Origin of the sequence: Psychrobacter sp. DAB_AL43B (genome assembly GCF_900168255.1) — a bacterium.
GTDB lineage: Bacteria > Pseudomonadota > Gammaproteobacteria > Pseudomonadales > Moraxellaceae > Psychrobacter.
This window is the reverse complement of the sequence record NZ_LT799838.1, coordinates 1,089,534-1,115,226: the sequence shown is the minus strand read 5'-3', so window position 1 is coordinate 1,115,226 and position 25,693 is coordinate 1,089,534. Positions and strand designations below refer to the sequence as shown.

Here is a 25,693-nt window from a genome sequence, read left to right as displayed (position 1 = left end):
GCTGGTATCTGTACTTTTTACTTATTTAAAAGCTTTTACTAATGAAAGATTTTTGCTAATTAAAGGCTCTTGCTATTTAAAAGCGCCTACTCGTTAAAAGCGCTGAATCGGCCAATTTATTACTTCCAATCGCTATCTCGTTTATTCGTATTAATCACTTGTCAGTTTATCTTAAAGATGTGCAATCGATAATGACTCAAGTTGATTACTCAATCCCCAGCATGGATCCTAATATGAACCCCAACACTCATAGTAAAGACAGCCTCGCTACGCCTAATCATACCCCGCAGCTACAAGCGTTTCGCGACATAGTAGAGTCGCGCCGTTCGGTGCGCCGTTTTACGGACACGCCAATACCTGACGATGTATTAGCAGACTGTCTGCGTCTGGCTATGCTAGCGCCGAACTCTAGCAATCTACAGCCATGGGAGTTTTATGTTATCGATGATGCTGATAATCGCAAACGCGCGGTCAAAAACTGCATGAATCAAAATGCGGCAAAAACATCAGCGCGCTTAATCGCTGTCGTTGCTCGTACTGACGTTTGGCATGACCATGCTAAGCAGATTCTACGTGAATATCCTGATACACCGGTTCCAAAAAAAGTCAAAGACTACTACACCAAAGTCGTTGCCATGGACTTTTTGCGTGGGCCAGCCAATATGCTATCAGCCGCTAAATGGGGTGCAACTCAAGTGGTTAGGCGTGTAAAAGGTCCGATCAAATCGCCTTACTATACCTTTGAAGATACAAAAAACTGGGCAACCAATAACACCTCTTTAGCTGCCGAAAACTTGATGTTGGCACTACGAGCGCATGGCTTTGATAGCTGTCCGATGGGCGGCTTCGATGAACCTGCCATGAAGCGCTTGTTAAAGTTAAGCGACGAGCATCATATCGTTATGATGATTGGGGCTGGCGAGCGTGCGGACAATGGCGTCTACAATACCCAGTTTCGCTTTGAGCAAAATCAATTTGTGCACTACGTATAATTAATAAACGGACAATATAATCATGCAAATGGCGGCATTACACATTAGATTTATTGCTAAATTTATTGATTTAATTGTATGTTTTTCGATCTACACATTAATATCTACACTATTTGGTCGAGAAACAGCTTTACCTGAAATTGCTTTTTTCTCTCTTTTCTTACTGAGCGATAGTATAAATGGTCAAAGCATTGGAAAACGTTTGCTTAATATTCGTGTCATTGAATTTAAAACTCAGAATTCAATAGGTTTTATAAGATCAATTATTAGAAACAGTTTAGCTTTATTAAATTTTTTACTAATACCCGCTGCAATTGATTATATCTTATATGTTAGCTATTTTCGTAGGCTAGGAGACTTCATTGCAGGTACTTGTGTGGTAAAAACGACTTAACTCTTACCTGAATATTAAAAGCATAAAACGCTCAAGTTAAACTATTAAAAGCAAGCTTCATCATTATTATTTTATTCCTCCCTTAACCAAGGATTGTCATGACTATCTCTCAAAACCCAACGTTCGATACCTTTAAAGGTTTATTTAACGAAGCTGAATTCGTTTATCGCCATCTTGGCTCTAATGAAACCAAGCAAGCGAATTTACTTAGTGCTGTTGGTTATAAAGATATGGCAAGCTTTATCAATGATACTGTCCCTGAGCCAGTACGTATGCATAAAGCATTAGATTTACCACTTGCCATGAGTGAGCACGCTGCTCTCGCCAAATTGCGCAAGATGGCAGACGGTATTACCGTTAATAAAAGCTATATCGGTCAGGGTTATTCGCCTGTGCGCATGCCAGCCGTTATTCAGCGTAACGTGTTAGAAAATCCAGGCTGGTATACCGCTTATACGCCTTATCAAGCTGAAATTGCCCAAGGTCGTCTAGAAGCATTGCTTAACTTCCAACAAGTTTGTATCGATTTGACGGGTCTTGAGCTTGCTGGTGCGTCATTACTTGATGAAGCAACGGCTGCTGCAGAAGCTATGGCCATGTCAAAACGTATGAGCAAAAGCAAATCAAACCAATTCTTTGTTGATGAGCGCATTTATCCACAAACGCTAGACGTTGTTAATACTCGCGCCAAATACTTTGGTTTTGACGTTGTCGTTGGTGATTTCGAGCTAGCTAAGTCTGGTGATTACTTTGGTGCATTATTCCAATATGTCGGCCAAGAAGGTGATGTTAAAGATTTAACCGACGTTATCGCGGCAGTGAAAGAAAACAAAACCTATACCTCAGTTGTCAGCGACATCATGAGTTTAGTATTGTTAAAATCACCTGCCGATATGGGTGCAGACGTAGCACTTGGTAGCACCCAGCGCTTTGGTATTCCAATGGGCTTTGGTGGTCCACATGCTGCTTACTTTGCCTTCTCCGATAAAGCAAAACGTTCAGCACCTGGTCGTATCATTGGCGTATCAAAAGACGCTCAAGGCAATACCGCTCTACGTATGGCGCTACAAACTCGTGAGCAACATATCCGCCGCGAAAAAGCCAACTCAAACATTTGTACGTCACAAGTACTACTTGCTAACTTAGCGGGTATGTATGCGGTGTATCATGGTCCAACTGGCGTTAAGCGTATTGCTACCCGTATTCATGCGTTTGCCACTGCTTTTGCTGACGTGATTAAAAATGCCAATGGTGACAATAAGTTAAGCGTTGTTCATGACCAATTCTTTGATACCGTGGTTGTTGATTGTGGTTCAGAGCAGCTTGCGACGCAAATCTTTGAAAATGCGGATAATGTTGGTTATAACTTATGGCGTCTTGGCAATAATAAACTGGGCGTTGCTTTTAGTGAAACCAGTGACCAAGAAGACTTTAGCGTCCTAACCCAGTTATTTGTTAGCAAAGCACATGACCTACCAGAAGCGGCTACTGTTTCATTAGATGCAGCGCATTTACGTACCGATGATATCCTAAGCCATCCAGTATTTAACTCGCATCATACCGAGCATGAAATGCTACGTTATTTAAAATCTTTAGAAGATAAAGATTTAGCGATGAACCGTAGTATGATTGCCCTTGGTAGCTGTACCATGAAACTGAATGCGACCAGTGAGATGTTACCGATTACTTGGCCTGAGTTTGCAAACGTGCATCCTTTTGCCCCAGTAGATCAAGTAACTGGCTATGTAGCGATGATTGATAGCTTACAAGAGCAGCTTAAAGCCATCACTGGTTTTGATGAAATCTCTATGCAGCCAAACTCTGGTGCCTCTGGTGAATATGCCGGTATCCTTGCGATCCGCCGTTATCATGAGTCGTTGGGTGAAATGAATCGTGATATCTGCCTGATTCCACAATCTGCACACGGTACTAACCCTGCAACCGCCATCATGATGGGCATGAAAGTGGTCGTGGTCAAAACTGATGACAATGGTAACGTTGACATTGCTGACCTAACCGCTAAATGTGAAGAGCACAGCGACAATCTAGGTGCCTTGATGATTACTTATCCATCAACCCATGGTGTATTTGAAGAAGGTATCCGTGATATTTGTGACCTCATTCATAACCATGGTGGTCAGGTCTATATGGATGGTGCCAACATGAACGCACAGGTCGCTATCATGCAACCAGCGGAAGTGGGTGCTGATGTATTGCACATGAACTTGCACAAAACCTTCTGTATTCCTCATGGCGGCGGTGGCCCAGGTATGGGTCCTATCGGTATGCAAGCGCATTTGGCACCGTTTATTGCCAACCACAAGATTATCCCTGTACATAATGCGCAAAATGAGTGCTCAGCAGTATCAGCTGCCCCTTATGGTTCAGCGAGCATTTTGCCAATCTCTTGGATGTATATTACCATGATGGGCCGTGATGGCTTGTTAGCAGCGACCAATCTTGCATTGTTAAACGCTAACTATGTTGCTGATCAGCTTAAAGGTGACTACCCTATCTTGTATGCTGGCAAAAATGGCCGTGTGGCGCACGAATGTATCATCGATATTCGCCCATTAAAAGACGAGACCGGCATCAGTGAAAGTGATATTGCCAAACGCTTAATGGATTATGGCTTCCACGCCCCAACCATGAGCTTCCCAGTATCAGGCACCTTGATGATTGAGCCTACTGAGTCTGAATCAAAAGAAGAATTGGATCGCTTTATTAATGCACTGAAATCTATCAAAGCTGAAGCGATGAAAGCCAAAGCTGGCGAAGATGGTTGGACATTAGAGGACAACCCATTAGTCAATGCACCACATACCGCCGCTGTGATTACCAGTAGCGACTGGTCACATCCGTATAGCCGTGATGTAGCCGCATTCCCATTACCTTATGTACGCGAACATAAATTCTGGCCAAGCGTTGGTCGTATTGATGACGCTTACGGTGATAAGAACTTAATGTGCTCTTGCCCAAGTATTGAAAACTACATGTAGTTTCCAATAACAGACTTCTCAGTAAATTGTCTGTTATGAAACTTAAAAAACCTCCAAGTCAGCTACTGACTTGGAGGTTTTTATTTGGTCTGTTTATTGTTCAGTCATATATTATTTATGTACTTTCAATATTGAAAGCTGTCATAAAAGCTTAATATACTTAGAATATAAGCTAATTTATTTAAGTAAAAACCTTTTCTTGGAAAATACTATGCAGCAAAAAAACCGCACTATTCTTATTCACGGCTTACATCAAACCGCATGGATTATGCGTCCACTCGCTAAACGCCTACAAGCGCAAGGGCTTGACACTCATCAATATGGCTATCGTAGTATGCGCGATGGCATTCAAACCAATAGTGAGCGGCTTAATAAATGGCTTGAGCAACATCATCATCCTGACCAACCCATAGATCTGGTCGGGCATAGTTTAGGCGGTCTTATCATTCGTGATTTTGTTTATCATTATCCGCAGTGGCAGATCGGACGCTGCGTGACGCTTGGTACACCGCATATTGGCAGTATATGCGCCGATTATATTTGGCGACTGACACCTGCTATGGTAGGAAAATCGTATGTGGACGCTTTAGATGGTACCGTTGCGCCATTACCTGAGCATATCACCTTGGGTATCATCGCTGGCAATCGCCCCTACGGTTTAGGGCAAGTATTTTTGCAGTATCACAATCGCAAACTACGTAAAGCTGGTAATCCACTGCTCGATGAACATCTTGTCCATGATGGTACGGTTTATTTAAAAGAAACTCAACTTGAAGCTGCTACAGACCATTTAATCATGCCAGTATCACATACCGGCATGTTGGTCGATAATGACGTCGCTAAGCAGACCGGATATTTTTTACAACATGGTCAATTTAAACGTTAATCAATATCAATAAAAATTAAACGTTAATTCCCATACCTTGTTGTAGCTCTTTTTTATGCGCTTCAATCACTGGAATCAATGTTTGCGTGACCCATTTATTACGCCAGCCTTTTAAGCCTTGTGGTAATGCTGCTAGCCCTTGCTCAAAGGCGATAACTTCGTACAATTGTCCTAGCCATTTTTTACGCATCAGTACGCTAGCGGGTACACCGATTTTCTCTGCTTGTTTATCTATTGCTTCTTGCACCGCTTTTGATAGCACTTTATTTTTAGAACGATAAGGGGGCAGTAAGCAAGGTGGATGCTCAACAGGCGCAAGCATTTTTGCGTCCTTAATCACCTTCATTAACTCTTCACCATATAGGCGCAGCATACTACGGTGCATGGTCGTTTTGTGCGCAAGCTCACGCATATTGCTTGGATTTTCAGTGATAATCTCACGTACCGCTTGTTTTTTAATCACAAAAGTACGAGGTTGATTAGTCGCACGTGCAAGCTCCTCACGCCATGTCGCAACTGCTTGTAATACCGCCATTTGTTGTGAGGTATAGCGATAATCAGCCATGGTCAGATACATGGCCTCATCTTCAACATGCTGTGCTTTATATAAATCGTGGGCGTATAACTGACAGTCGGCCCACACATAATCGTATAAATTCTGCTTTTTTAGCTCATATTCAAGGCTCAAATATAACGCTGGCAAAAAGCGTACATCATCAATCGCATACTGCTCTTGCTCATTTGATAGCGGACGCTGTAGCCAGTCTGACTGACTTTGTTCTTTATCGATATGCATATCCAATTGCTCATCAAGCGCCTGCTGATAGCCCATTTGCAATTGTCCCGTCAAATAAGATAAGGCAATTTGGGTATCAAAAATATTGGTCAAGGGCGGGCAGCCAGACAATAGGTAAAAAATACCCAAATCTTCACCGCAAGCATGCCAAATAGCCACATCCACTTTAATTAGGGCTTGCCACAACTCATCTAGCTGTAGCTGCGGCGCATCTAATAGATAAATATGATCACCAACGTTAAGCTGTACCAATGCCAAGCGCGGATAATAAGTATCACGCTTGATAAACTCAGTATCTAATGCCACCCGCCCGCAAGTGGCTAATGCCTCAATCACTTCATTCAATCCACTTTGCTGCCGCACCCAAGTGATAGCAACTTCATCGGCGATATCTAACAGCGCATCGATATCTGGTTCTAGTGGCAAATCTGCTGACTCTACATCAGTATTGTCTGATTGCTTTGATAAGTCATCAGTAACAGCAGAAAGTTTGTCTTGAAGGTTTGAATCGGTTAAAGCGTTGTTGGACACGGGCAGATACCTGCATTGATAAGGGAAAATAAAACGCTAAAACACGTCTTAATAAAATTAAAGGAGAAAACAATAATAAAGCAATTATAACAATATCATAAAAGAAAATGGGCAAGCATTCGATTTTATAAAGATGCTATATAGATACTATAAAAAAGAGCGATTTTGCATGGCTTGACCAAGCGTCATACTATCAAGGTATTCAAGCTCTCCGCCCATCGGTACACCTTGCGCCAGACGTGTCACCTTATTAACATGACGGCTGACCGCTTCACTGATAAAGTGTGCTGTAGTCTGACCTTCAACCGTAGTACCGGTTGCTAATATTATTTCTTCTACCGGCTCTTGTTTCACCCGCCAAACCAGTTGCTCAATATTTAGATCATCAGCGCTAATACCATCAATCGGTGACAGATGACCACCCAAGACAAAATAACGCCCACGATAGCCTGCCGTCTGCTCAATCGCCATGACATCAGCAGCGGTTTCGACCACACATAATAGGTTGTCATCACGCCTTGGATCTTGGCATAAAGGACAAATCGCCTCATCACTAAAGCTATGACAGCGCTGACATTCAACAATATCACGCATTGCCTCATCGAGTGCTTGGGCAAGCGCCAACCCTTGTGGACGTTTTTTGGTGAGTAGGTGTAGCGCCATACGTTGGGCGCTTTTTTGACCCACACCCGGCAAAATACGCAGCTGTTTGACCAGCTGATCAAATTTGGCTGTAAGCAAAGTGTCTTCCTTTATTTAGAAACCATAGCTATGAAAATGGGGTCGTATCGTGTCGATAACAACCCCGTTTCTAAATTCAATGTGTCATATTTAACGCAAATTAAAGCCTAGAACATACCTTGCATACCTGGTGGTAGACCCATACCTGAGGTAGCACCAGCCATCGTTTCTTCATATAACTCATCTGCTTGACGGACGGCATCATTGATAGCCGCTGCAATCAAATCTTCGATCATATCTGGCTCATCTTCAAGCAAACTTGGATCGATGGTCAAACGCTTGACCACATGACGACCAGTCATGGTCACTTTTACCAGACCACTACCCGATTCTGCATGAACTTCTTTATTGGCCAGCTCTTTTTTAGCATTTTCAACGTTTGCTTCGACTTTCTTTTGCATCGTTTGTGCTTGTTGCATTAATGCTTGAATATTCATAGTTGCCTCTTTGTTTTGTAATAATAAATAATTGATATTGTCATGAGTTAAAATAAAACACTAACAGCGATTATACCGTTATCTTTACAAACTGTCTAAACCACGCGCCAAATCTTTGATGATATCTTCGACATCTTCTAGACCAACTGACAGACGGATAAGACCATCTTTAACGCCAGCTTCCACTCGTGCTTCAGGCGTCAGACGGAAATGAGTGGTGGTCGCAGGATGAGTAATGGTGGTTTTGGCATCACCTAAATTGTTGGTGATAGAGACCATTTGCGTTGAATCAATCACATGCCAAGCAGCAGCTTTTGGATCAAGTTTATCGGTAGCTTTAACTTCAAAGCCCATGATCGCGCCGTAGCCATCTTTCATATGATGCTGGCGTTTGGTCAATTCATGTGAGGGATGATCGCTCAAACCTGAGAAATGCACAACACTAACATTGGGATGATTGACTAAAAAATCAGCTACCTGATTGGCATTGGCACAATGCGCCTGCATGCGCAACTTAAGCGTCTCAAGCCCTTTGGTAAACACCCATGCATTAAATGGACTCATGCTGATACCGCCTGAACGTATCACGGTAAAGGCTTCTTGCATTAGTTTGTCACTGCCGACCAGCGCGCCGCCCAACACTCGACCTTGTCCATCTAAGTATTTGGTCGCAGAATGAATCACCACATCAGCACCCAAATCGAGTGGACGTTGCAATGCAGGTGTCGCAAAACAGTTATCAACCACCAATAGTATGTCATTGGCTTTACATAGTTGACTTAAATAACCGATATCACAAATCTGCGCCAATGGATTACTTGGGCTTTCGCAATAAATAACCTTGGTATTTGGTTGAACAGCCTTTGACCATGCGTCATTGTCGAAGCAGTCAACGTAACTGACTTCAACGCCGAACTTAGCCATATAGTTATTAAACAGACCAATAGATGAGCCAAATAATTGATTGGCAGCCAGTAGATGATCGCCAGCTTTTAAATACGCCAAGCACATGGTCAAAATCGCACCCATACCCGAAGCCGTGGCAACCGCGCGCTCACCGTTTTCAAGCGCGGCTAAACGACGCTCAAAGGTACGCACACTTGGATTGGTATGGCGCGAGTAGACGTTGCCAGTTTTTGTGCCATCAAAATGGGCGGCAGCATCAGCTGCTGAGTGATAGACGTAAGAGCTGGTGGTAAATATAGCTTCTGAGTGTTCGCCCTCATCCGTACGATGCTGTCCTGCACGCACAGCAATGGTTTGCATGCCATAATCTAGTTCTAAATTTAGCGCATCATCGCGCCAGTTTGGATCTAATGTATTCAAATTGCTTTCACTATCCACTTGCGACTGACTCATAATTTTTCCATTGCACTGGTTATTATTAAAAATACGGCTTATTGTTGATTATAAACATCATTTATTCGCGTTATCATATCATGTCAACTTATTCCAAACAGCTGGTTTCAGATACTCACTACATATTATTTTTGAATACTGATCGACCTGTTGATTAAGACGATATGAAAGAAATCACCAAGGCTACATCTAACAAAAACAACGTATTTATAATAGGCACAGCTGCCGACAACTGATAAACTTAGCGGCCATTTAAAATCTACCTTGGGCTGATATTATCCTATGCCTCATAATCAGTGTTGTCATTAGTATTGTCATCTGCAAAACCGTCACAAAGCTCACGCACGTTTTTCGGCAAATTTTTATTATATTAAGGCTCACTAAGGTAACTTATTTATGTCGATGTTCACTATAGAACCAAGCAACTTATCGTTGAGTCTGACACTCGGCCTGACTTTATGTCTTAGTGGATGCCAAATTCTACCAAAGCAGCCGCATTTACCTGAGAGCCAAGCACTATCGGCACGTGTTGAAGCGTTATACCAACAAGACAATAAAAAATCAGATAGGGTTCAAATAAAGCGTTTGGATAACGGTACGAGTATTACCAACTCAAACACGGATAGTATTGATTTGGTTGCGGCCATTAGTGAACAAAACGACATTCACCCCGATTTGTCAGGCTACCATCCGATCGTCACCGGTGCCAACGCTTTTGCCTCACGCAGTATTTTGACCGGCATGGCGACACGCAATATCGATGCGCAATATTATATTTGGCATGATGATCAGGCGGGTCAGCTGATGCTAAAAGACTTATGGGATGCTGCTGAGCGCGGGGTCATTGTTCGTCTATTACTGGATGATTTTAATAATAACGCTAAGTTCGATCAGCATTTATTACGTTTTTCCAGTCACCCCAATATCGCCGTACGTATCATCAATCCATTGATGTATCGTAAATTTCAAACCTTAAACTATCTGACAGGCCTGCCTCGTATCAATAGACGCATGCACAATAAAAGCATGATTTTTGATAAGCAAATCACCATCATTGGTGGGCGTAATATTGGCGATGAATACCTTAGCAACGATAAAAATAGTCAGTTTGCTGATTTGGATGTTTTACTGATTGGTAAAGTGGTGGCAGATATAGACAATAGTTTTGCCGACTACTGGTCGGCGCCGATATCATTTGATATCGAAACCTTAGCCAAACTCGATAAAGGGGAAACAACTGACTTCTTAGAAGGATTAGATAAGTTAAGAGCAGATGAGAAAAATAACAATAAAAGTAGCTTAGCGATTTATAAGACTGCGATTGATGACTCTTCTATTGATACAGATTTAATCAATAAGCGTGTGCCCTTCCGCTGGACGGATATGCAGTTTTTAAGTGATGACGTGGGTAAATTGACCAAAACGGTGCCAGCAGACACCAATTTGGTTCATCAACTACGCACTCTATTAGGTAGCCCATCAAAAAAACTGACCATTATATCCTCTTACTTTGTACCGACCAAAGACGGTGTCAATACGCTGGTAGAATTAGCCGAATCTGGTATCGATATCAAGATTTTGACCAATTCATTTGATGCAACCGATGTCACGGCTGTACATTCTGGTTATAGCCAATGGCGTCCTAGCTTGCTGCGCGCGGGGGTCAAAATCTATGAGCTAAAAGCGACCGCTGGTGAAGAAAAACGCGAAAACAAACTCTGGAAAGCACGCAGTCAATCATCAACCAGCCTACATGCCAAGGCTTTTGCGGTAGATGATTATCAAGTATTCATTGGTTCCTATAATGTTGACCCTCGCTCCGCTAATATCAATACTGAGATGGGGGTGATTATCAATGACGATCAACTTGCCACCCAGTTACATGATGCGTTGAGCGACGACTTATTAAGCCAAGCTTATGAGGTTAAATTACAAGATAATGGCAATTTACAGTGGCATACCATTGAAGATAATAAAAAAGTGATTTACGATTCAGAGCCGCGCGTCGATGTGAGCGACCATGTTTGGCTTACTATCATGTCATGGTTACCGATCGATTGGCTGTTATAATAGTCATAACTTTATCTGATAAGCTTTAAATTTCTAATAAGCACTTGAATGCTCTTAATTTAAGTGCTTGCTTTTCAAACCTCTCAGCTCAATAACTTTTATTTTTTCGGCAAATCATTATTTATTGATACTGATTTGTCGTTTTTTATTATAGCTGGTTATCTATATAATGACCTTTTTAACAAATACTCTCATATGTGGATGCGCGACCTATTATGCCCTCTCGTTCTGAATATGCACTAATGTCCTCTAAAGACAGAAATACAGTACTGTTTATCTGCTTCAGCGGCGCAATCGCGTTCTTTGATTTTTTGATTTACTTATACCTCGCAGATATTATTGCAGCCTCTTTTTTCCCTGCTATTACCGATCCTGCTACTATAAAAATACAGGGGCTTGTACTGTTTGCCATTGGTTATTTGGCGCGCCCACTTGGCGGCGTCATCTTTGGTCGTTATGGTGATATCAAAGGTCGCAAACCCATGCTATTAATCAGTATTTTGGTTACTGCTGGCAGTGTATTAGCCATGGCTTGCTTGCCTACTTATGCACAACTGGGATTGATTGCGCCGGCTTTATTTATCATATTACGACTGATACAAGGGATGGCATTTGGTCTTTATGTACCGCTTGCCTGGGTTTTCGTAGCTGAGCATGTACCGCGCCAATACCTGTCAGTGGGCTGTAGTTATGTCACCGCCAGTTTTTTTACAGGTGTATTATTCTCTAATGCTTTTTTTCTTTGGTTAAGCAATTCGATGACCGTTGACCAACTTGCTGATTATGGCTGGCGCATACCGTTTTTTGTTGCAGCCATCCTCAGTGTCTTGCCGTTATTAGGATGGCGATGGATAGATGAATCACCGTTTTTTGCTCAAATGAAAAACTCAAAACCGAAAGAGTATGTTGCTAAACCATTTACCCTTCTTTTTAAGCATTGTAAGCATTCCATATTTATTGGCATGGTTTTAGCCCTAATTGTCTCTAGTATAACGACCGTCGTCGTGCTCTTGCTACCTGATTTAATTGAATTACGCTTTACATTAGACAGTGATTTATTTGGTTTTTCACACAGCCTAGGCATTGTCTTTATGATTTTTGGCTGTGTCTTTTATGGCATCATCTCTAACCACCAAAATTTTGGCAAAATTTTGACGATAGGTTCTATCTTATTAATCGCCCAAATGTTTGCCTTTTTTTATCATCTGCAAGCAAGTGGCGACTACATCCTAATTATGTATGCCCTTTTGGGATTTTGTGCTGGCATCGTTGGTATGATACCGGCTATCCTTGTGCAATTATTTCCAACCAATGTACGCCTAACAGGAATGGCTTTTTGTTATAATATCGCCTACGGCATTGTAGGTGTATTGGTGCCTTTTGGGCTGGGTTATGCCACTCTATATGTGAGTTTTTCACCTGCACTCTACATCGCGTTCATCGGTTTTATTGGAATAATAATGGGTGTTTATTTTTATAACTTGCCTGAATTCAAAAAAATTGATGAAGTCATTTAGGTAAGGGTTAGTCAACTTGCCTGCTATTGGGTTCTCTTACCATCTGACTTAGTGACCATTTAACTTATATAGAATGAACTTATAGATTACCCATAAGGTGCAATGCGCAGTTGAACCATTGTGCCTTATACAATTGCCATCCAAAATAGCCATATAGAATCTAAATATCAAAAACCACACTTGAAGAATCTAATCAAAATCTCTTGAAAAACTAAGGCTTACCAAACATGGTTGATATGACCAATAAACGACTCTCGGTCGCCCCTATGATCGATTGGACCACCACAGATTACCGTTATTTTGCGCGCCTCTTTAATCCACATGTCTATCTGTATACCGAGATGATTAGTACTGGTGCGCTGATACACGGTAATCGTGCGCGGCATCTACGCTTTGATACGCTTGAGCACCCGCTGGTGCTGCAACTTGGTGGTGCAGATATCGCTGAGATGACCCAATGTGCCGAATTCGCTCAGCAGCATGGCTATGACGAGGTCAATATCAACGTTGGTTGTCCATCTGACCGCGTACAACATAATAAGATTGGTGCCTGCCTCATGGCGGAGCCCAATACAGTTGCAGATTTAGTGAGACACATGCAAGCGGCGGTCGATATCCCAGTGACGGTTAAACACCGTGTTGGTATCGATGATTTTGACAGTTACGAGTTTATGGCAGATTTTGTGCAAACAGTGGCGGCGGGCGGTTGTACAAGATTCATCGTTCATGCGCGTACCGCGTGGCTACAGGGCTTAAGTCCTAAGCAAAATCGCGAGATACCGCCGCTACGCTATGAGGATGTTTACCGTCTTAAACAAGATTTTCCAGCGCTTGATATCGAGATTAATGGTGGTATCGAGACGGTTGCTGATATTGCCACACATTTGCAGCATATAGACGGCGTGATGATTGGACGAGCGTTTTACCATAACCCTTACTTATTAGCAGAAGCCAATAGCTTATGGGGCGAGCCAGCACCTAAACGTTCAGATATTTTAGCGCAGCTCTATACTTATTTAGAAGAGCAAATAGCTAAAGGTGAAGCACTCTCAACGATGACTAGGCATTATTTAGGGTTGTTCCAAGGGCTGACGGGTGCACGAAAATGGCGACAGGCGTTGAGTGGTAAACCGCACTTAACGATTGACGATATCAAACGCGCTGCGGATGAGGTTTTACTATTAAACCCTGATGCTTAGCTAAATTTATAATATGGCATAATGGCTGTTAAGTATGCGCGAACAGCCGTTATTGCTTTATGCAACTTGCGCTAAATATTGCCCCATAGCCGCACCATTATTTATAATATGCAATAATATTGGCAGCCATAACGAGCCTGATTTGATACGCGCATAGCAGAATATCAACGCCAGTACCACAATGGTACTTATCTCATAAATGCCATATTGCAAGTGAATGACGGCAAATATCAAACTGGTCACAAAACTCGCAACTATCGCCCCCCGATGCTCGGAATATAATGAGCTAGAGAATTGCTCTGCAATGGCTGACCATAATATGCCACGAAATATCAGCTCTTCATAAAGTGGCGCGACAATGACCATCGCAAAAACCAGTAACCATACTGAGCTCACAGACTGATATAAAGGGTCTACAAACGCCAGCGGCGACGCATCAAGCCAATACGTTAATGCCTGACTGCCAATCATAAATATCACCAGCAATCCTATCATGCCCACGCCAACCGCTAATGAAAACGGCTTTAACGCCAAATACTGGCGTAAATCACCTCCTCTTAGGCGAATGATTAAAACGCTGATTGCCACTAATAGTAGACAGCCTATAATGATAGAAATACTGACCACCGTTCCATCATTACTACCAAAAAAGAAAATATCGCCTACGCTTGCATTTTTAGCGGCAGGCAATAATAGTTTGCCAGCGATATAAACGCCTATTAATTGACTAATAAAAAACGTAACCACCATTCCTATGACAAGTAGCAAGGTGCCTAAGCGCGAAAATAATGGCAAATGGTTAGACTGTGCAGCAGAGTCGTTATTTACAGTCATCGTTGGATTTGGCTTTAGCATAACGTCGTAACTCAAGCGGGCAATTGTTTTTTTATCAACGCTAACACTTGCAGTGATACAGATTCTGGATGCTCGAGTGGAAACATATGACCGCCTGCATGAGTTTCATATGGAATATCCAAGCGTGATTTTATTTTCTGCGGGAAGCGGCTCTTCAAAAACACACTGTCCTTGCCAATAATCAGAGTAACGGGAGGCTTAGGCGCACGATTTGGGCTCAGCCAATACCACGATGGATTGGTTCGAAAGACCGCAACTTCACTTTCTTTGGGGATGGCGAGTGTCACCTTGCCATCAGCGCGCTCATGTAAACCATGCTCGATATAGCCCTGAAAACTGCGCTCATCAAAATTTTTGAAAAACCCTTTATGGCGCATTTTATCATAGGCATCTTCTCGGCTATCCCAAACGTCACGGCGATGCTTAGACACCCCAGCTGGTGATAACTTATCCATCAAGCGATTATTCATCATTGGTAATCGATCTGCAGTTTTAGCAAGATGCCATAGGAAACTGACTTTGCCATAAATCCAAGGTGGATCCATGAGTACCGCTTGAGCAAAGTATTCAGGGGCGCGATATAGTGCCTGCAAGGTACACATAGCACCGAGCGAATGACCAACGCCTACCACTTGGGTGACACCATGCTTCTCACAGGTATTTTTAACACTATTAATAACTTGCTGTGTGAGACTGCGCCAATGATCATCGACCGGATAATCAGGGGTGTTACCCAGCATAGCAATATATTCAATCGTAAAAAATTCCGCTAAATTCTCAAAAAACGGCTGGTAGACTGCACTTGGCATCCCATTAGCATGGGCAAAATGAATGACTGGCTTTTGTGTTATTTTAGATACAGGTAACGCAGCAAAGGTCTGCAAGTTGATTCCATTCATGACAGGCTCTCATTAATTTAAATAGATATTTGGTATATTTTTTATAATAATTGAATATGAGATACAATTAAGGCTGAGCATAATAATACGCTCAGCCTCAACAATCATACACATTAAATCTAAAACATAAAGTCATTAACGCATCTGCGCATTACCCTCTTGTTGTGGTAACACATCAAGATTGATACTTGAACCAACGCCTGCGCCCAATTTAACCGCAAAGCGATCCATAAATAAGCTGAACGGATCAGTTGGGGTATAATTGACCACATTATCAAGTTTTAACTGCTTTTCTAAGCTTGAGATACTACCCTTTTTATCTGCTAAACCGAGTGCGATAGATTGCTCTCCAGTCCAAAATAGCCCTGAAAACAACTTATTCTGTTCAGGATTTTTTAGACGATTGCCGCGACCTTCTTTCACTGCATCGATAAAGTGTTTATGCGTATTGGCCAGCACTTTTTCGACGTGCTTTTCTTCGTAATCAGTGAGTGGACGTGACAAACTTAAAATATCTTTGTACTCGCCAGCAGTAATGGTGCGATCTTCTACGCCGACCTTATCCATTAAGCCTTCTATATTATAGCTTGGCATAATAACCCCAATCGAACCAACCAAGCTTGATGGATTGACATAAATTTCATCAGCAGCTGAAGCAATATAATAAGCGCCAGAAGCACCAATATCACCAATCACCGCATAAAGCTTTTTATCGGGATACTCTTTACGTAAGTCCATCATGGTTTGCCAGATTTCGTCAGACTGTACGGGAGAGCCACCCGGTGAGTTAATATCTAGAGCCACCGCTTTTGAATTACTATTTTTAAAAGCGCGAGTTAAGGCGTCATTGACATCATAAGCATTGGCGACATCACCACTACTAATTGTTCCTTGTAGCTCAACCACTGCTAAATGTGGCTTGCTGGTATCGATACCATCAAGACCAGATGCTGTTTCAGTGCTGCAACTACGACCGATCGTCAAAAATATCAATAGAATATAACCAAAGGTCAATAGCTTAAAGAAAATACTCCAGCGACGTGCGCGACGTTGCTCGACCACACTGGCTAGTAAAGTATTTTCAATCAGTCGCCATTCTTGTCCGCTCGGCTGGCTTGACTGCTGCATCGGCACTGGCTGATTTGCCGAATTGTCAGGACGTTTGTTAGGGTCTGGTGGCCAGTTGGGCATATAACTTCCTAAGTCAGAAACAATGTAAAACAATAAAAGAGATGATATAGAAACTATGTACAGCAAAAATTAATGTACAGCAAAAATTAATATTTCTTACTGTTCAAGCTTTCTGTATGAATAGGCTTCTAAGTATGGTGCCATTTTGCTCATGGTTCAATAGCGGATCTGTGAAATACGCGCATTTTCTAATGGCAATATTATCAAGATAAAGGCTAAGGCTTAATGTAGGTATCAGTATCGACAATAGCATTAACAGATAAAGCAGCTTCTAACGGCTTATCATCATAGGTTATTATCTCACGTATTTGTTGCCGGTTGATTACATCAGCAGATATATGCGAGGCACTGTGACCAAGCCATGTCGTGCGATTCATTGCTACATTTGTATTTTTTGTCTCAGCCGAGCACATTAATGACCACATTTGCCAAACGCGCTGATGAGTATCTGTATTCAAAATCAGACGTGATTGAGAGCTATTTTCTTGAGAGTTCTGTGGTTGGCTGCTTGATGTGAGAGTTTGTACAGTGACAGGTAATGACTTGAGTGGATCACTTGCATGATACTTTAGCACCCTTATAGGTTTGCTGCTATCAATAGCAACAGTGCAGTCCCAAACACTGGCATCCTCTATACTGCTCCAACCTGTTATTGCTTGCAACGTTAAACCACCGTTCGCTAGTTGCCATGTTTTACCTGATTCGCAGCGTTGGGCACTGATAGTCGCAGCACTCTGAGAGTGATTGGCTACTTTATAAGCTTCCTGAAGCGCTGACCAACGCTCACTACGCCCTGCTTGCCAATATTGGCTAACCGGTAAACGCTGACTTAGCTGAGCGACTGTCATTGGTAAAAGCTCAGAGGCTTTGGGATTCATCGCATTGCGCGTATTGTCATAAGCGCGCGAATCAGTCACGCCAATACTACTGCTTTGTACTACGATGCCCTCTAGTTTATTAACGGATAAGCTACCCAATTGCTGCTCTAGTGCGTCAGATAATTTATCTGCTGTCAAACTACCGGGCATTGTTCTTGCATCGATAGGTCTATGGTCGGCTAAAAACAGCCAACTGACACTTTTCTTATCCGTGTTATTGATGACAGGATACTGTAACAAAGAAGCACTTATATATTGATCACCTGTTGGCAAAATATATAAGCTCGGGGTCATAGTTAGTGATTGCTGATTGGCATATACGGTCATGACTAAAAGGCTGAGCGGCGGTAGTGCTAACCAACGACTGATCAGACCGCGGGGCACCAACCAAGGCAACATGGCTAGTAATACCATGAGTAAAATCGCCAAATTGACGGGTGTATATAGCCACGCATCTGATAGCGCAGGCAATGCCGTTAGCCATGCTATCAGCTCATGTAAACTACTTACCATTGCGATGACAAGCGTCCAAATACCCTCTGCTACAGGAGGTAATATCAAATAGCAAAGTCCTGCTAACAGATTCAGCGGTACAATGATCCAGCCAAATAAGCCAATCGCGAATAGATTAATGACCAGACCCCACAGCGATGCCTTACCAAACAACAATAAAGTCACAGGCAGTAGAGCGATAAATAGCCAGCACTGTAATTTAAATAAACGTTTAAAACCTATCCATATATGTGTAAGCACATGACGGTTTTTATAAAGGTTGTTTGGAGAGGAGTTATTCGGAGAGAGGCTATTCTGAGAGAAGCTATGAGTAAAGGTAGGTGATTGGCTTGATTCCAATTGCTGACGCTGCTGTGAGGTATCATCATATTTGAGTAATAGCGCCACGGCAATAAAGGACAGCCAATAACCTGCCTGCCATAATACATAGGGATCGCGCCATGCCATTAGCACTGCCAGTGCAAATAATACGCGCATGGTACTAATGGGCAATAAAGTGAGCCTTGCCACACCTACGGCCAGTAACATCCAAGCAGTACGAGCAGCCGGTACATCGAACCCAGTAAATAACGCATAAATAAACGCAGCGCTAATCATCACCCACCAACGTAATTGCCAGCGCGATACATAACGGTATACTGCTGGATACAGACGATTCAGCAATAGTACAACGGCCCCTGCAAACATAATTGCTAAAAACAAAACATGCGTACCTGAGATAGCCAACAAGTGCGAGATACCTGCCAGTTGATATAAATCTTTAGTATCACGACTGATTAAACTGCGATCGCCGGTCAGCAAACTTAAAGTTACTGCTTTCGCTTGTTGTTCTGCGGCAGTATTTGCGGACCAATCTTGATAAAAGTGTTGGCGTAACTGCCAACGCCCTTGGTCAATACTAGTACGTAAGCGTTTTAGATAAGAATCATCAGATATTACCAGCGACGCTGAGTCATTAAGCGCCACAGTCGAGCTACTGGTAGCCAGTATATTGGCTACCCCATCAATATGACGACCCCGTAACCATCGATAACTATCAAAACCTGAAGGGTTGTTTAGCGCTTGCTCAGAAGTAGCAAGCGGCGTAAGCGTCAAGGTCATAAATAGCTTATCACCAGGCTGCAAATGATTTAAGTCTATCATCTGATTTTGCTTAGTTGTTTTGTTCGATAAGCGCTTAGATAATTTTTTAGATGACTTTTTAGATACTTTCTTAGATGGCTTATTTAATGACTGTTTAACTGGTTTTTTCGGATAAGCATTGAGCAATACACGATATTCGATATTTTCGGTACTATTTCCGCTTAAATCATTTTCACTTAAATAATCGTTACTTACTTTATTTGTGCTTAGGCTATCATTAAGCCCTGCCCTATAATTCGCTGAAACTGTATCTAAATCTTGCGCCGTCAACTCAGATACCAATGGCGTTACGTAACTGATGGTAGCTACTTGCCGATAGCCACTATCAGTGGTGGCATCATAGACGCTATCACTGATACCCTCGATACTAACTAAAGCCTGTACACGCATTGGCTCAATGATTTTTGTGGCTTCTGCCTGTTGATGGCTAACTAAGGCTTGCAGCGCACTTCCAATAACCAGTCCGATTGCTAATATGGCGACTAAGATATGAGTGGCGATACGAGCAGCAAGCTGAGAGTAACGAGATGAATGGCGAGAAGGGCTTACACTATTGACGAAAGGTATATTGAATTGGCTAATAACCAGCAGAATAATGACAAGAAAAATGAGTGATAAAGATAGAATAGGAGTATTTACGATATCCATTAACCACGGATTAATTGGCAGCGCCATACTATCGGCAACTGCCAAAACGCCCATCATAGCGATGATGATAAAGCTACCAATTAACCAGTACACCAGCGCTCCTTGCTTGATATTCTGAATGTTAAATTATGTCTAAGAAGAACCTTCTTATTAGCATACATAAAGAATTGGGTTGTTCCGTTATCCTTACCTTAGCCATAAAAACCGCTATATCGAGCAATGGTATTTATACTGATATTACCCTATACTGATGACACATACTGCGATCGTGATTATCCAACATTATTATCCTGTTTTTCTGATAACATCCTTATCCGTATTTTTTATTAACAATATTACTGCATACTAGCCTATCAATATGATTGAGCGGGCTGTAGATAACGATCGAAGGCGATTCTGTGCCAAAAAAACGTCTGCAAGACTTGCTCCCTACCCCCGAACAAATTTTAGAAAGTCGCACATTAAAACTATTTGCGCCGCAACTTGCTGACCCGCGTTTGTGGCATTTTAATCGGCATAGCTTGAACAAAGCGGTTTATATCGGTGTGCTTAGCGCATTTTTCCCACTACCAGGACAAATGTTATTGGCATTAATCGGCGCGCTTATTTTTCGTGCTAATGTACCAATGGCGCTTGGTCTGACATGGATTACCAATCCGCTCACCAGCTTACCTATCTTTTATGCGGCTTATTATATTGGTGCCAAAATTCTTGACGTACCGATGATTAGTCTACGGCTTATTGGCAGGATGATTGCTGATTTTAGCTTATGGGCATTGTCAGACGGCGCCAATCCATTTATTACTTATAAAGGCACCGTATCAATATCGGCTTTTTCTTTAGGTATCACCATTCTAGCCATTATTACCAGCATTGTATGCGGCTTAGCATTTAAAGCGATCTGGCGTTATAAAACCGTGACTACTTGGCAGAAACGTCAGAGTAACTCCTCCGATAAACCACCTAAACCTTGATCAGTTACTGTAATATAAAGTGGTAGCCGGTATCGTTATCTAAACCTATAAATCGTCTTCTTTATGTTTCTCTATCGTGTTCAGAATATTATTGGTAAGGTTGGTATCCATCACAAAAACATCAATCACTGCTTCATCTTTAAGTAATATGTAGCGCTTACCTGTTGCGCTATCCTGAGCTTTCAAATCGAAATCAACACCGGCTAACGTGATAGCATCAAAAACAGGGGTAAGCAGATCTATTTGTGCTTGTTTCTCAATCGTATCGAATAACGTCGGATCCATATAGGCCTTTAAAGGCTCATCACCTTCTTCAATACTACCAAAAGCCGCAATCGGGTCGTCATCTTTATCCATAACATCAATCCTCATTAAATAAAAAGGCTGCTATTTTGCAGCCTCTTTTTTATCTTATTTTTTATTAAAAGTCTAACCGTAAAAACAGACTGCCCAGTAGCATTTAGCATAAAACACTTAGCGCGCTGGCAATTACTTACCTTATTAAAAACACACTATTTAAAATCACAGTCTTTAATAATCTTCCCAATGACCATTGCGCAAGAGCAGCTGACGATCAGCCAGTGCGGCCAAATTGCGATCATGCGTCACCATCAACAGCGCCGTTTTCATCGTGCTTTGTAGCTCTGATAACAGACCAAAAACGCTTTGTGCATTGTCATAATCTAAGTTACCAGTTGGCTCATCCGCCAAAATAAGTGATGGTTTGGTAACCAAGGCACGGGCAATAGCCACGCGCTGACGCTCACCACCTGATAACTCACCAGGCCTATGCGCCAAGCGATGCTCAAGACCGACACTATTTAAGATATCAATCGCTTGTTGACGCGCTTCAGTCGTCGATACTTTTGGGCGCATCAATAACGGCATAGCAACGTTCTCAATGGCAGTAAATTCAGCCAATAGATGATGGAACTGATAAATAAATCCTAAGTGCTTATTACGCATCGCACCACGTTCAGTCTCATTCATATTATTTAATAACTGACCATGCAGCCAAACTTCGCCGCTAGTCGGCATATCAAGTCCACCTAGCAGGTGTAGCAAGGTACTTTTTCCTGACCCACTGGTTCCAACAATAGCTATACGCTCACCGGCATTGACAGTCAAATCTAAACCTGTCAATACTTGTGTACTGACGGCGCCTTCATCATATATCTTATTGATATTGATCGCTTTTAAAATCGCAGACATAATGCTTCCTTTATTTTATTTATAGTGGCATTTACGCCTTTATATTACTCGTAACGCAGCGTTTGCGCAGGCTGGATCTTAGCCGCTCGGCGTGCTGGATAGATAGTTGCCAAAAAGCTCAACACAAATGACGCGCTCGTAATCAGCACCACATCTGTCAAGCGCAGCTGCGATGGCAGATAATTAACAAAATAAGCATCAAATAAATTTAGACCAAAGCTTTGGTTGATAAAGCCCAAAATATCACTGACTGTCAACGCAAATATCACGCCCAATATCGTGCCAGCAATCGTTCCGATAAAACCGATGACTATACCCTGAACCATAAAGACCTGAGTAATCAAACGAGGGGACGCGCCAAAAGTTTTTAAGATAGCGATATCCGCTTTTTTATCGGTGACCAACATGACCAAACTTGAAACAATATTAAAAGCAGCAACTAGGATAATTAAAAATAGCAGCAACCCTACCATTGCTTTTTCCATCTGAATGGCACCAAACAGATTACCGTGCGTTTGTGTCCAATCGCTAGGATACAACTGTTCAGGTGCAATCGCTGCGGCTTTTTGCGCCGCCATCGGTGCGTTAAAGATATCATCAAGCTTCATACGGATACCCTGCGCCCCATCTGGGAGTCGCAGTAATTTTGCAGCGTCACCCATAGGAATAAATGCCATGAGACTGTCCACTTCTGGACTGATGGTAAATATTCCGGTTAAGGTAAAACGCTTAAAGCGCGGTATCACGCCTGCAGGTGATGGCGATGCTTCTGGCAGCACTAAAGTCACTTTGTCGCCCAATTGCAAACCCAAAGATTGCACCATTCCTTCGCCTAGCACAATACTGAACTCGCCATTTTGTAGCGTATCAATGCTCCCTTCCACCATATGCTCGTTAATGATAGAAACGTTTTTTTCATACTCAGGGTCAACGCCTGTGACCATAATTCCTGCCACTTGACCATTGGAGGTCAGCATACCTTGCAACTGAATGAAAGGTGCAACAGCAGCGACTTCTGGATCTTCTTTAATCTTATCCGCTATTTGCTTCCAATCACCAATAATCTCGGTTGAAGTGACAGTCGCTTGCGGCACCATACCCAAAATACGAGTTTTTAGCTCACGATCGAAGCCATTCATGACCGATAGTACCGTAATCAATACTGCCACGCCAAGAGTCAAACCAATCATCGAGATTAGAGATATAAAGGAGATAAAACCATTACTACGCTCTGCTCGGGTGTACCGTAAGCCGATAAATAACGCTAAAGGACGAAACATATTCAAACTCTTTATCTTATCTACGTGCGACTTTATGTATGTTACAAAACAAATAGCGGCAGCGGCATCAACATTTTGCACCTGCCACAGAAACATATCAATCGAACACAAAAACAGGGTATAAGACAAGCCAAATGCGGCTGTCAAAAGGGAGCTAGTTTGACACAATTCGGCTTATATGTGCCAGTCATTCGCGCAAACTGCCCAGATTTTTTAATAAAAATTTAGGTTTTATTATTATTTTTCATGAGGGACTTGCTATTCTTTGCGTCTATACCTATATATTGTAGGCTAAGGACAATTGTCATTAACCCATCATTGTTGTTTGTTGCCTCTTTACTAACGACATTGCGAGCTACCATAAACCAACCATCTAAGATGTTGCATGGTAGTCAGCAATCACAGTTTCAGAGCCAAACCTCATGGCTGACTTAAGTTTGAGTATATTCATGACTATTAATTACCAATATAAAAACATCCAATCTCCCACCAAAATCACTTTAACTGACGAGCAGTCCGCAGGTCATGCTGATCATTGGCGTATTTTGACCGATGACATGAGTCATGATGTACCAGAATGGTTACAGAAGATGATTGAGCAGGCCGCAATGCCTAAGGGACTTAATACCAGCGTCAGTGCCGCAAAAGACAGCTGCTTGCTCCTATCTGAAGACCAGCCTTGTCACATCAATCAAGTACTGGCTATGAAAGATGGTAAGCCTGAATGTTTTATCAATGCCTATCCTTGTGTTGATAGCCCCTATGGATTGACATGTAAAATCGAACGTATGATTGTCAATGACAACTCACACGATGCGGTACTACGCTTACGCACGACTGACGGTAGTATCATCTATGCTTTTGATCAACTTTATACCGCCAACCGTCATTTGTATCAGCAAGATATGGCTTATTTCGTCAATCTTAGTGCTTGGGCGCATGAGATTAAGCTAAGTGAACAAAACGAGGTGATTATGGTGGAAGACCAAGAGTCTATCCGCTATCACCGTGCCTTTAATGATATTGTCGCTGCCAATGACGGAAAAATACCCGACGATTTACAAGAGCAGATCAAAGAGTGGCAGCCAGAAACCAAAGAACAAATGGCACCAGTAGAGATCAATTTGGGCCACATGTGTGCCTATCTATTTGGCGACACCTTGGGACAAGAAGACGAAGCATGGTGTCAAGGTCAGGTGCTTGGCAAGCAGGACACGCTATTCAATGGTAAGCCAATCATTTTATTTGATGTCGTCATATTACGTGAGCAAGATGCCGATCCATTTGTGGTGCGTATTGGCGCGCTCAAAACGCCAGAGACTACCTCTATTAAAGTTCATGATTATGTGCAAGCGAATGTCTGGCTACAAGCTGCTATTTATAAAGAAAATCAGAAACCACAAGCGGCTGCACAACAATCAAAAGCCAGCTAGTAAGCTTTGAACCGCTCATTTTAGAATTTAACGGGCGCTCACAATCAGGTTGAACGCTCAAATAAAAAGCCCCTAATTATCCATTAGGGGCTTTTTACTTGAGCTAAACATAAGTAAATCAATAAAAAATTAAGCCATCGTGGTCATTGATTTAATACGGCTATAAAGCTCTTTTTGCTCAGCACTTGGACGGGCAGTTTGTACCGCCATCAATTGTGACATATCACCTTCGACACGGATTTTACCACCCATAAACGCGCCCATGATCTCATTGGTATCGAAATCTGTGATGATCGACTGTAAAATGCTGCGATCAAGCAACAAGGTGGTCGTCGCCGCGTCATTTAAGCCGCGATGTAATAAACCATCCGCGAAACTGGCTTCGATATCTTGTTCGGCGTCAGATACTTTGAGATTAACAATCATATTAGCCAGCGCAGGTGGTAAATTTAACTCACCGGCCTCGTTACCCATCTGTTCAACTTGATCGAACCACTCATCTGTCAAAAAAACTGCCATATTATTATCCTTAATGCTTATTATGGTAGGCTAATGCTGTTTATAACCCTAGCCTGACCGCTATTTAAATGATCAAAGTGTTATTAACATTGCTGTCAAAAACACTCTATTACTTACCATACTCAGTCTCATTATAAGATGCGACTTCATAATAAGTAAAACCTATTTGTAGCGCTAGCACTGCAATTGTTACAAAACCTTGTGAATAATTTGTTTTTTAACCTTGT

21 protein-coding genes are annotated in these 25,693 nt (G+C 42.2%); 9 read left to right on the top strand and 12 right to left on the bottom strand.

Translation table 11 applies throughout. The features are described 5' to 3' along the window. Positions 1 to 233: 233 nt before the first annotated feature. The 4 genes from DABAL43B_RS04830 (at position 234) to DABAL43B_RS04815 (ending at position 5,271) form a co-directional block, all read left to right on the top strand. Positions 234 to 992, top strand: coding sequence for a nitroreductase family protein (locus DABAL43B_RS04830; protein ID WP_171996324.1), 759 nt, complete (start codon positions 234 to 236; stop codon positions 990 to 992). Between the two features lie 22 nt (positions 993 to 1,014). Beyond that, on the top strand, positions 1,015 to 1,386 hold the full coding sequence (locus DABAL43B_RS04825) for an RDD family protein (RefSeq protein ID WP_079691321.1): 372 nt from the start codon (positions 1,015 to 1,017) through the stop codon (positions 1,384 to 1,386). 98 nt (positions 1,387 to 1,484) lie between these two features. Continuing rightward, the gene (gene gcvP / locus DABAL43B_RS04820) at positions 1,485 to 4,385 is read left to right on the top strand and encodes an aminomethyl-transferring glycine dehydrogenase (RefSeq protein WP_079691320.1); all 2,901 of its coding nucleotides are present in this window, start codon (positions 1,485 to 1,487) and stop codon (positions 4,383 to 4,385) included. Between the two features lie 211 nt (positions 4,386 to 4,596). After that, positions 4,597 to 5,271 (top strand): esterase/lipase family protein, encoded by a 675-nt coding sequence (locus DABAL43B_RS04815; RefSeq protein ID WP_079691319.1) that lies wholly within the window; start codon positions 4,597 to 4,599, stop codon positions 5,269 to 5,271. A 16-nt stretch (positions 5,272 to 5,287) separates the two neighbouring features. On the opposite strand, the gene DABAL43B_RS04810 is transcribed toward DABAL43B_RS04815, so the two are convergent. From DABAL43B_RS04810 to DABAL43B_RS04795, 4 genes are all read right to left on the bottom strand, one after another. Further along, positions 5,288 to 6,598, bottom strand: a complete 1,311-nt coding sequence (locus tag DABAL43B_RS04810; RefSeq protein WP_079691318.1) for a ribonuclease D — start codon at positions 6,596 to 6,598, stop codon at positions 5,288 to 5,290. Between the two features lie 147 nt (positions 6,599 to 6,745). After that, positions 6,746 to 7,339, bottom strand: a complete 594-nt coding sequence (gene recR, locus DABAL43B_RS04805; RefSeq protein WP_079691317.1) for a recombination mediator RecR — start codon at positions 7,337 to 7,339, stop codon at positions 6,746 to 6,748. Positions 7,340 to 7,446: 107 nt separating this feature from the next. Then, on the bottom strand, positions 7,447 to 7,776 hold the full coding sequence (locus DABAL43B_RS04800) for a YbaB/EbfC family nucleoid-associated protein (RefSeq protein ID WP_079691316.1): 330 nt from the start codon (positions 7,774 to 7,776) through the stop codon (positions 7,447 to 7,449). Positions 7,777 to 7,860: 84 nt separating this feature from the next. Then, entirely contained in the window at positions 7,861 to 9,135 is a 1,275-nt protein-coding gene (locus DABAL43B_RS04795; RefSeq protein WP_079691315.1) for an O-succinylhomoserine sulfhydrylase, read from the bottom strand. Positions 9,136 to 9,531: 396 nt separating this feature from the next. On the opposite strand from DABAL43B_RS04795, the gene DABAL43B_RS04790 reads away from it, so the two are divergent. The 3 genes from DABAL43B_RS04790 to dusA all read left to right on the top strand — a co-directional run bounded on the left by DABAL43B_RS04790 (position 9,532) and on the right by dusA (position 13,921). After that, the gene (locus tag DABAL43B_RS04790) at positions 9,532 to 11,205 is read left to right on the top strand and encodes a phospholipase D family protein (RefSeq protein WP_079691314.1); all 1,674 of its coding nucleotides are present in this window, start codon (positions 9,532 to 9,534) and stop codon (positions 11,203 to 11,205) included. Positions 11,206 to 11,420: 215 nt separating this feature from the next. Next, entirely contained in the window at positions 11,421 to 12,722 is a 1,302-nt protein-coding gene (locus DABAL43B_RS04785) for an MFS transporter (RefSeq protein ID WP_079691313.1), read from the top strand. Between the two features lie 227 nt (positions 12,723 to 12,949). Beyond that, complete coding sequence (dusA, locus tag DABAL43B_RS04780; RefSeq protein ID WP_079691312.1) at positions 12,950 to 13,921, top strand: tRNA dihydrouridine(20/20a) synthase DusA; 972 nt, start codon at positions 12,950 to 12,952, stop codon at positions 13,919 to 13,921. A 57-nt stretch (positions 13,922 to 13,978) separates the two neighbouring features. On the opposite strand, the gene DABAL43B_RS04775 is transcribed toward dusA, so the two are convergent. From DABAL43B_RS04775 to DABAL43B_RS04760, 4 genes are all read right to left on the bottom strand, one after another. Continuing rightward, positions 13,979 to 14,776, bottom strand: coding sequence for a CPBP family intramembrane glutamic endopeptidase (locus tag DABAL43B_RS04775; protein ID WP_079691311.1), 798 nt, complete (start codon positions 14,774 to 14,776; stop codon positions 13,979 to 13,981). Positions 14,777 to 14,787: 11 nt separating this feature from the next. Further along, a complete protein-coding gene (locus tag DABAL43B_RS04770) occupies positions 14,788 to 15,675 on the bottom strand; it encodes an alpha/beta fold hydrolase (RefSeq protein WP_079691310.1) in 888 nt (295 codons plus the stop codon). A 135-nt stretch (positions 15,676 to 15,810) separates the two neighbouring features. After that, positions 15,811 to 16,866 (bottom strand): signal peptide peptidase SppA, encoded by a 1,056-nt coding sequence (gene sppA, locus DABAL43B_RS04765; protein WP_079691309.1) that lies wholly within the window; start codon positions 16,864 to 16,866, stop codon positions 15,811 to 15,813. Positions 16,867 to 17,081: 215 nt separating this feature from the next. Then, positions 17,082 to 20,141: a ComEC/Rec2 family competence protein gene (locus DABAL43B_RS04760; RefSeq protein ID WP_227516742.1), complete on the bottom strand. Its 3,060-nt coding sequence runs from the start codon at positions 20,139 to 20,141 to the stop codon at positions 17,082 to 17,084. Positions 20,142 to 20,446: 305 nt separating this feature from the next. Between DABAL43B_RS04760 and DABAL43B_RS04755 the strand changes: the two genes are divergently transcribed. After that, positions 20,447 to 21,022, top strand: a complete 576-nt coding sequence (locus DABAL43B_RS04755) for a DUF2062 domain-containing protein (protein ID WP_227516741.1) — start codon at positions 20,447 to 20,449, stop codon at positions 21,020 to 21,022. Between the two features lie 45 nt (positions 21,023 to 21,067). Here the strand turns inward: DABAL43B_RS04755 and DABAL43B_RS04750 are convergent, their stop codons facing one another. From DABAL43B_RS04750 to DABAL43B_RS04740, 3 genes are all read right to left on the bottom strand, one after another. Further along, positions 21,068 to 21,379, bottom strand: a complete 312-nt coding sequence (locus DABAL43B_RS04750; RefSeq protein WP_079691308.1) for a hypothetical protein — start codon at positions 21,377 to 21,379, stop codon at positions 21,068 to 21,070. A gap of 174 nt (positions 21,380 to 21,553) precedes the next feature. Further along, positions 21,554 to 22,234 carry a lipoprotein-releasing ABC transporter ATP-binding protein LolD gene (lolD, locus tag DABAL43B_RS04745; protein ID WP_079691307.1) on the bottom strand — a complete coding sequence of 227 codons (681 nt, stop codon included), beginning with the start codon at positions 22,232 to 22,234 and terminating at the stop codon, positions 21,554 to 21,556. Between the two features lie 44 nt (positions 22,235 to 22,278). Next, positions 22,279 to 23,514: a lipoprotein-releasing ABC transporter permease subunit gene (locus tag DABAL43B_RS04740; protein WP_079691306.1), complete on the bottom strand. Its 1,236-nt coding sequence runs from the start codon at positions 23,512 to 23,514 to the stop codon at positions 22,279 to 22,281. 449 nt (positions 23,515 to 23,963) lie between these two features. On the opposite strand from DABAL43B_RS04740, the gene DABAL43B_RS04735 reads away from it, so the two are divergent. Continuing rightward, entirely contained in the window at positions 23,964 to 24,947 is a 984-nt protein-coding gene (locus tag DABAL43B_RS04735; protein ID WP_079693034.1) for a hypothetical protein, read from the top strand. A gap of 129 nt (positions 24,948 to 25,076) precedes the next feature. Here DABAL43B_RS04735 and DABAL43B_RS04730 read toward each other — a convergent pair whose 3' ends face one another. Next, entirely contained in the window at positions 25,077 to 25,466 is a 390-nt protein-coding gene (locus DABAL43B_RS04730) for an SCP-2 sterol transfer family protein (RefSeq protein WP_079691305.1), read from the bottom strand. Positions 25,467 to 25,693: the final 227 nt, after the last annotated feature.

Excerpts from the sequence above, each read along its gene's own strand:
- DABAL43B_RS04830 (WP_171996324.1), top strand. The coding sequence starts at position 234 with ATGAACCCCAACACTCATAGTAAAGACAGCCTCGCTACGCCTAATCAT.
- DABAL43B_RS04825 (WP_079691321.1), top strand. The coding sequence starts at position 1,015 with ATGCAAATGGCGGCATTACACATTAGATTTATTGCTAAATTTATTGAT.
- gcvP (WP_079691320.1), top strand. The coding sequence starts at position 1,485 with ATGACTATCTCTCAAAACCCAACGTTCGATACCTTTAAAGGTTTATTT.
- DABAL43B_RS04815 (WP_079691319.1), top strand. The coding sequence starts at position 4,597 with ATGCAGCAAAAAAACCGCACTATTCTTATTCACGGCTTACATCAAACC.
- DABAL43B_RS04800 (WP_079691316.1), bottom strand. The coding sequence starts at position 7,776 with ATGAATATTCAAGCATTAATGCAACAAGCACAAACGATGCAAAAGAAA.
- DABAL43B_RS04795 (WP_079691315.1), bottom strand. The coding sequence starts at position 9,135 with ATGAGTCAGTCGCAAGTGGATAGTGAAAGCAATTTGAATACATTAGAT.
- DABAL43B_RS04790 (WP_079691314.1), top strand. The coding sequence starts at position 9,532 with ATGTCGATGTTCACTATAGAACCAAGCAACTTATCGTTGAGTCTGACA.
- DABAL43B_RS04785 (WP_079691313.1), top strand. The coding sequence starts at position 11,421 with ATGCCCTCTCGTTCTGAATATGCACTAATGTCCTCTAAAGACAGAAAT.
- dusA (WP_079691312.1), top strand. The coding sequence starts at position 12,950 with ATGGTTGATATGACCAATAAACGACTCTCGGTCGCCCCTATGATCGAT.
- DABAL43B_RS04775 (WP_079691311.1), bottom strand. The coding sequence starts at position 14,776 with ATGCTAAAGCCAAATCCAACGATGACTGTAAATAACGACTCTGCTGCA.
- DABAL43B_RS04770 (WP_079691310.1), bottom strand. The coding sequence starts at position 15,675 with ATGAATGGAATCAACTTGCAGACCTTTGCTGCGTTACCTGTATCTAAA.
- sppA (WP_079691309.1), bottom strand. The coding sequence starts at position 16,866 with ATGCCCAACTGGCCACCAGACCCTAACAAACGTCCTGACAATTCGGCA.
- DABAL43B_RS04750 (WP_079691308.1), bottom strand. The coding sequence starts at position 21,379 with ATGGATAAAGATGACGACCCGATTGCGGCTTTTGGTAGTATTGAAGAA.
- lolD (WP_079691307.1), bottom strand. The coding sequence starts at position 22,234 with ATGTCTGCGATTTTAAAAGCGATCAATATCAATAAGATATATGATGAA.
- DABAL43B_RS04740 (WP_079691306.1), bottom strand. The coding sequence starts at position 23,514 with ATGTTTCGTCCTTTAGCGTTATTTATCGGCTTACGGTACACCCGAGCA.
- DABAL43B_RS04735 (WP_079693034.1), top strand. The coding sequence starts at position 23,964 with ATGACTATTAATTACCAATATAAAAACATCCAATCTCCCACCAAAATC.
- DABAL43B_RS04730 (WP_079691305.1), bottom strand. The coding sequence starts at position 25,466 with ATGGCAGTTTTTTTGACAGATGAGTGGTTCGATCAAGTTGAACAGATG.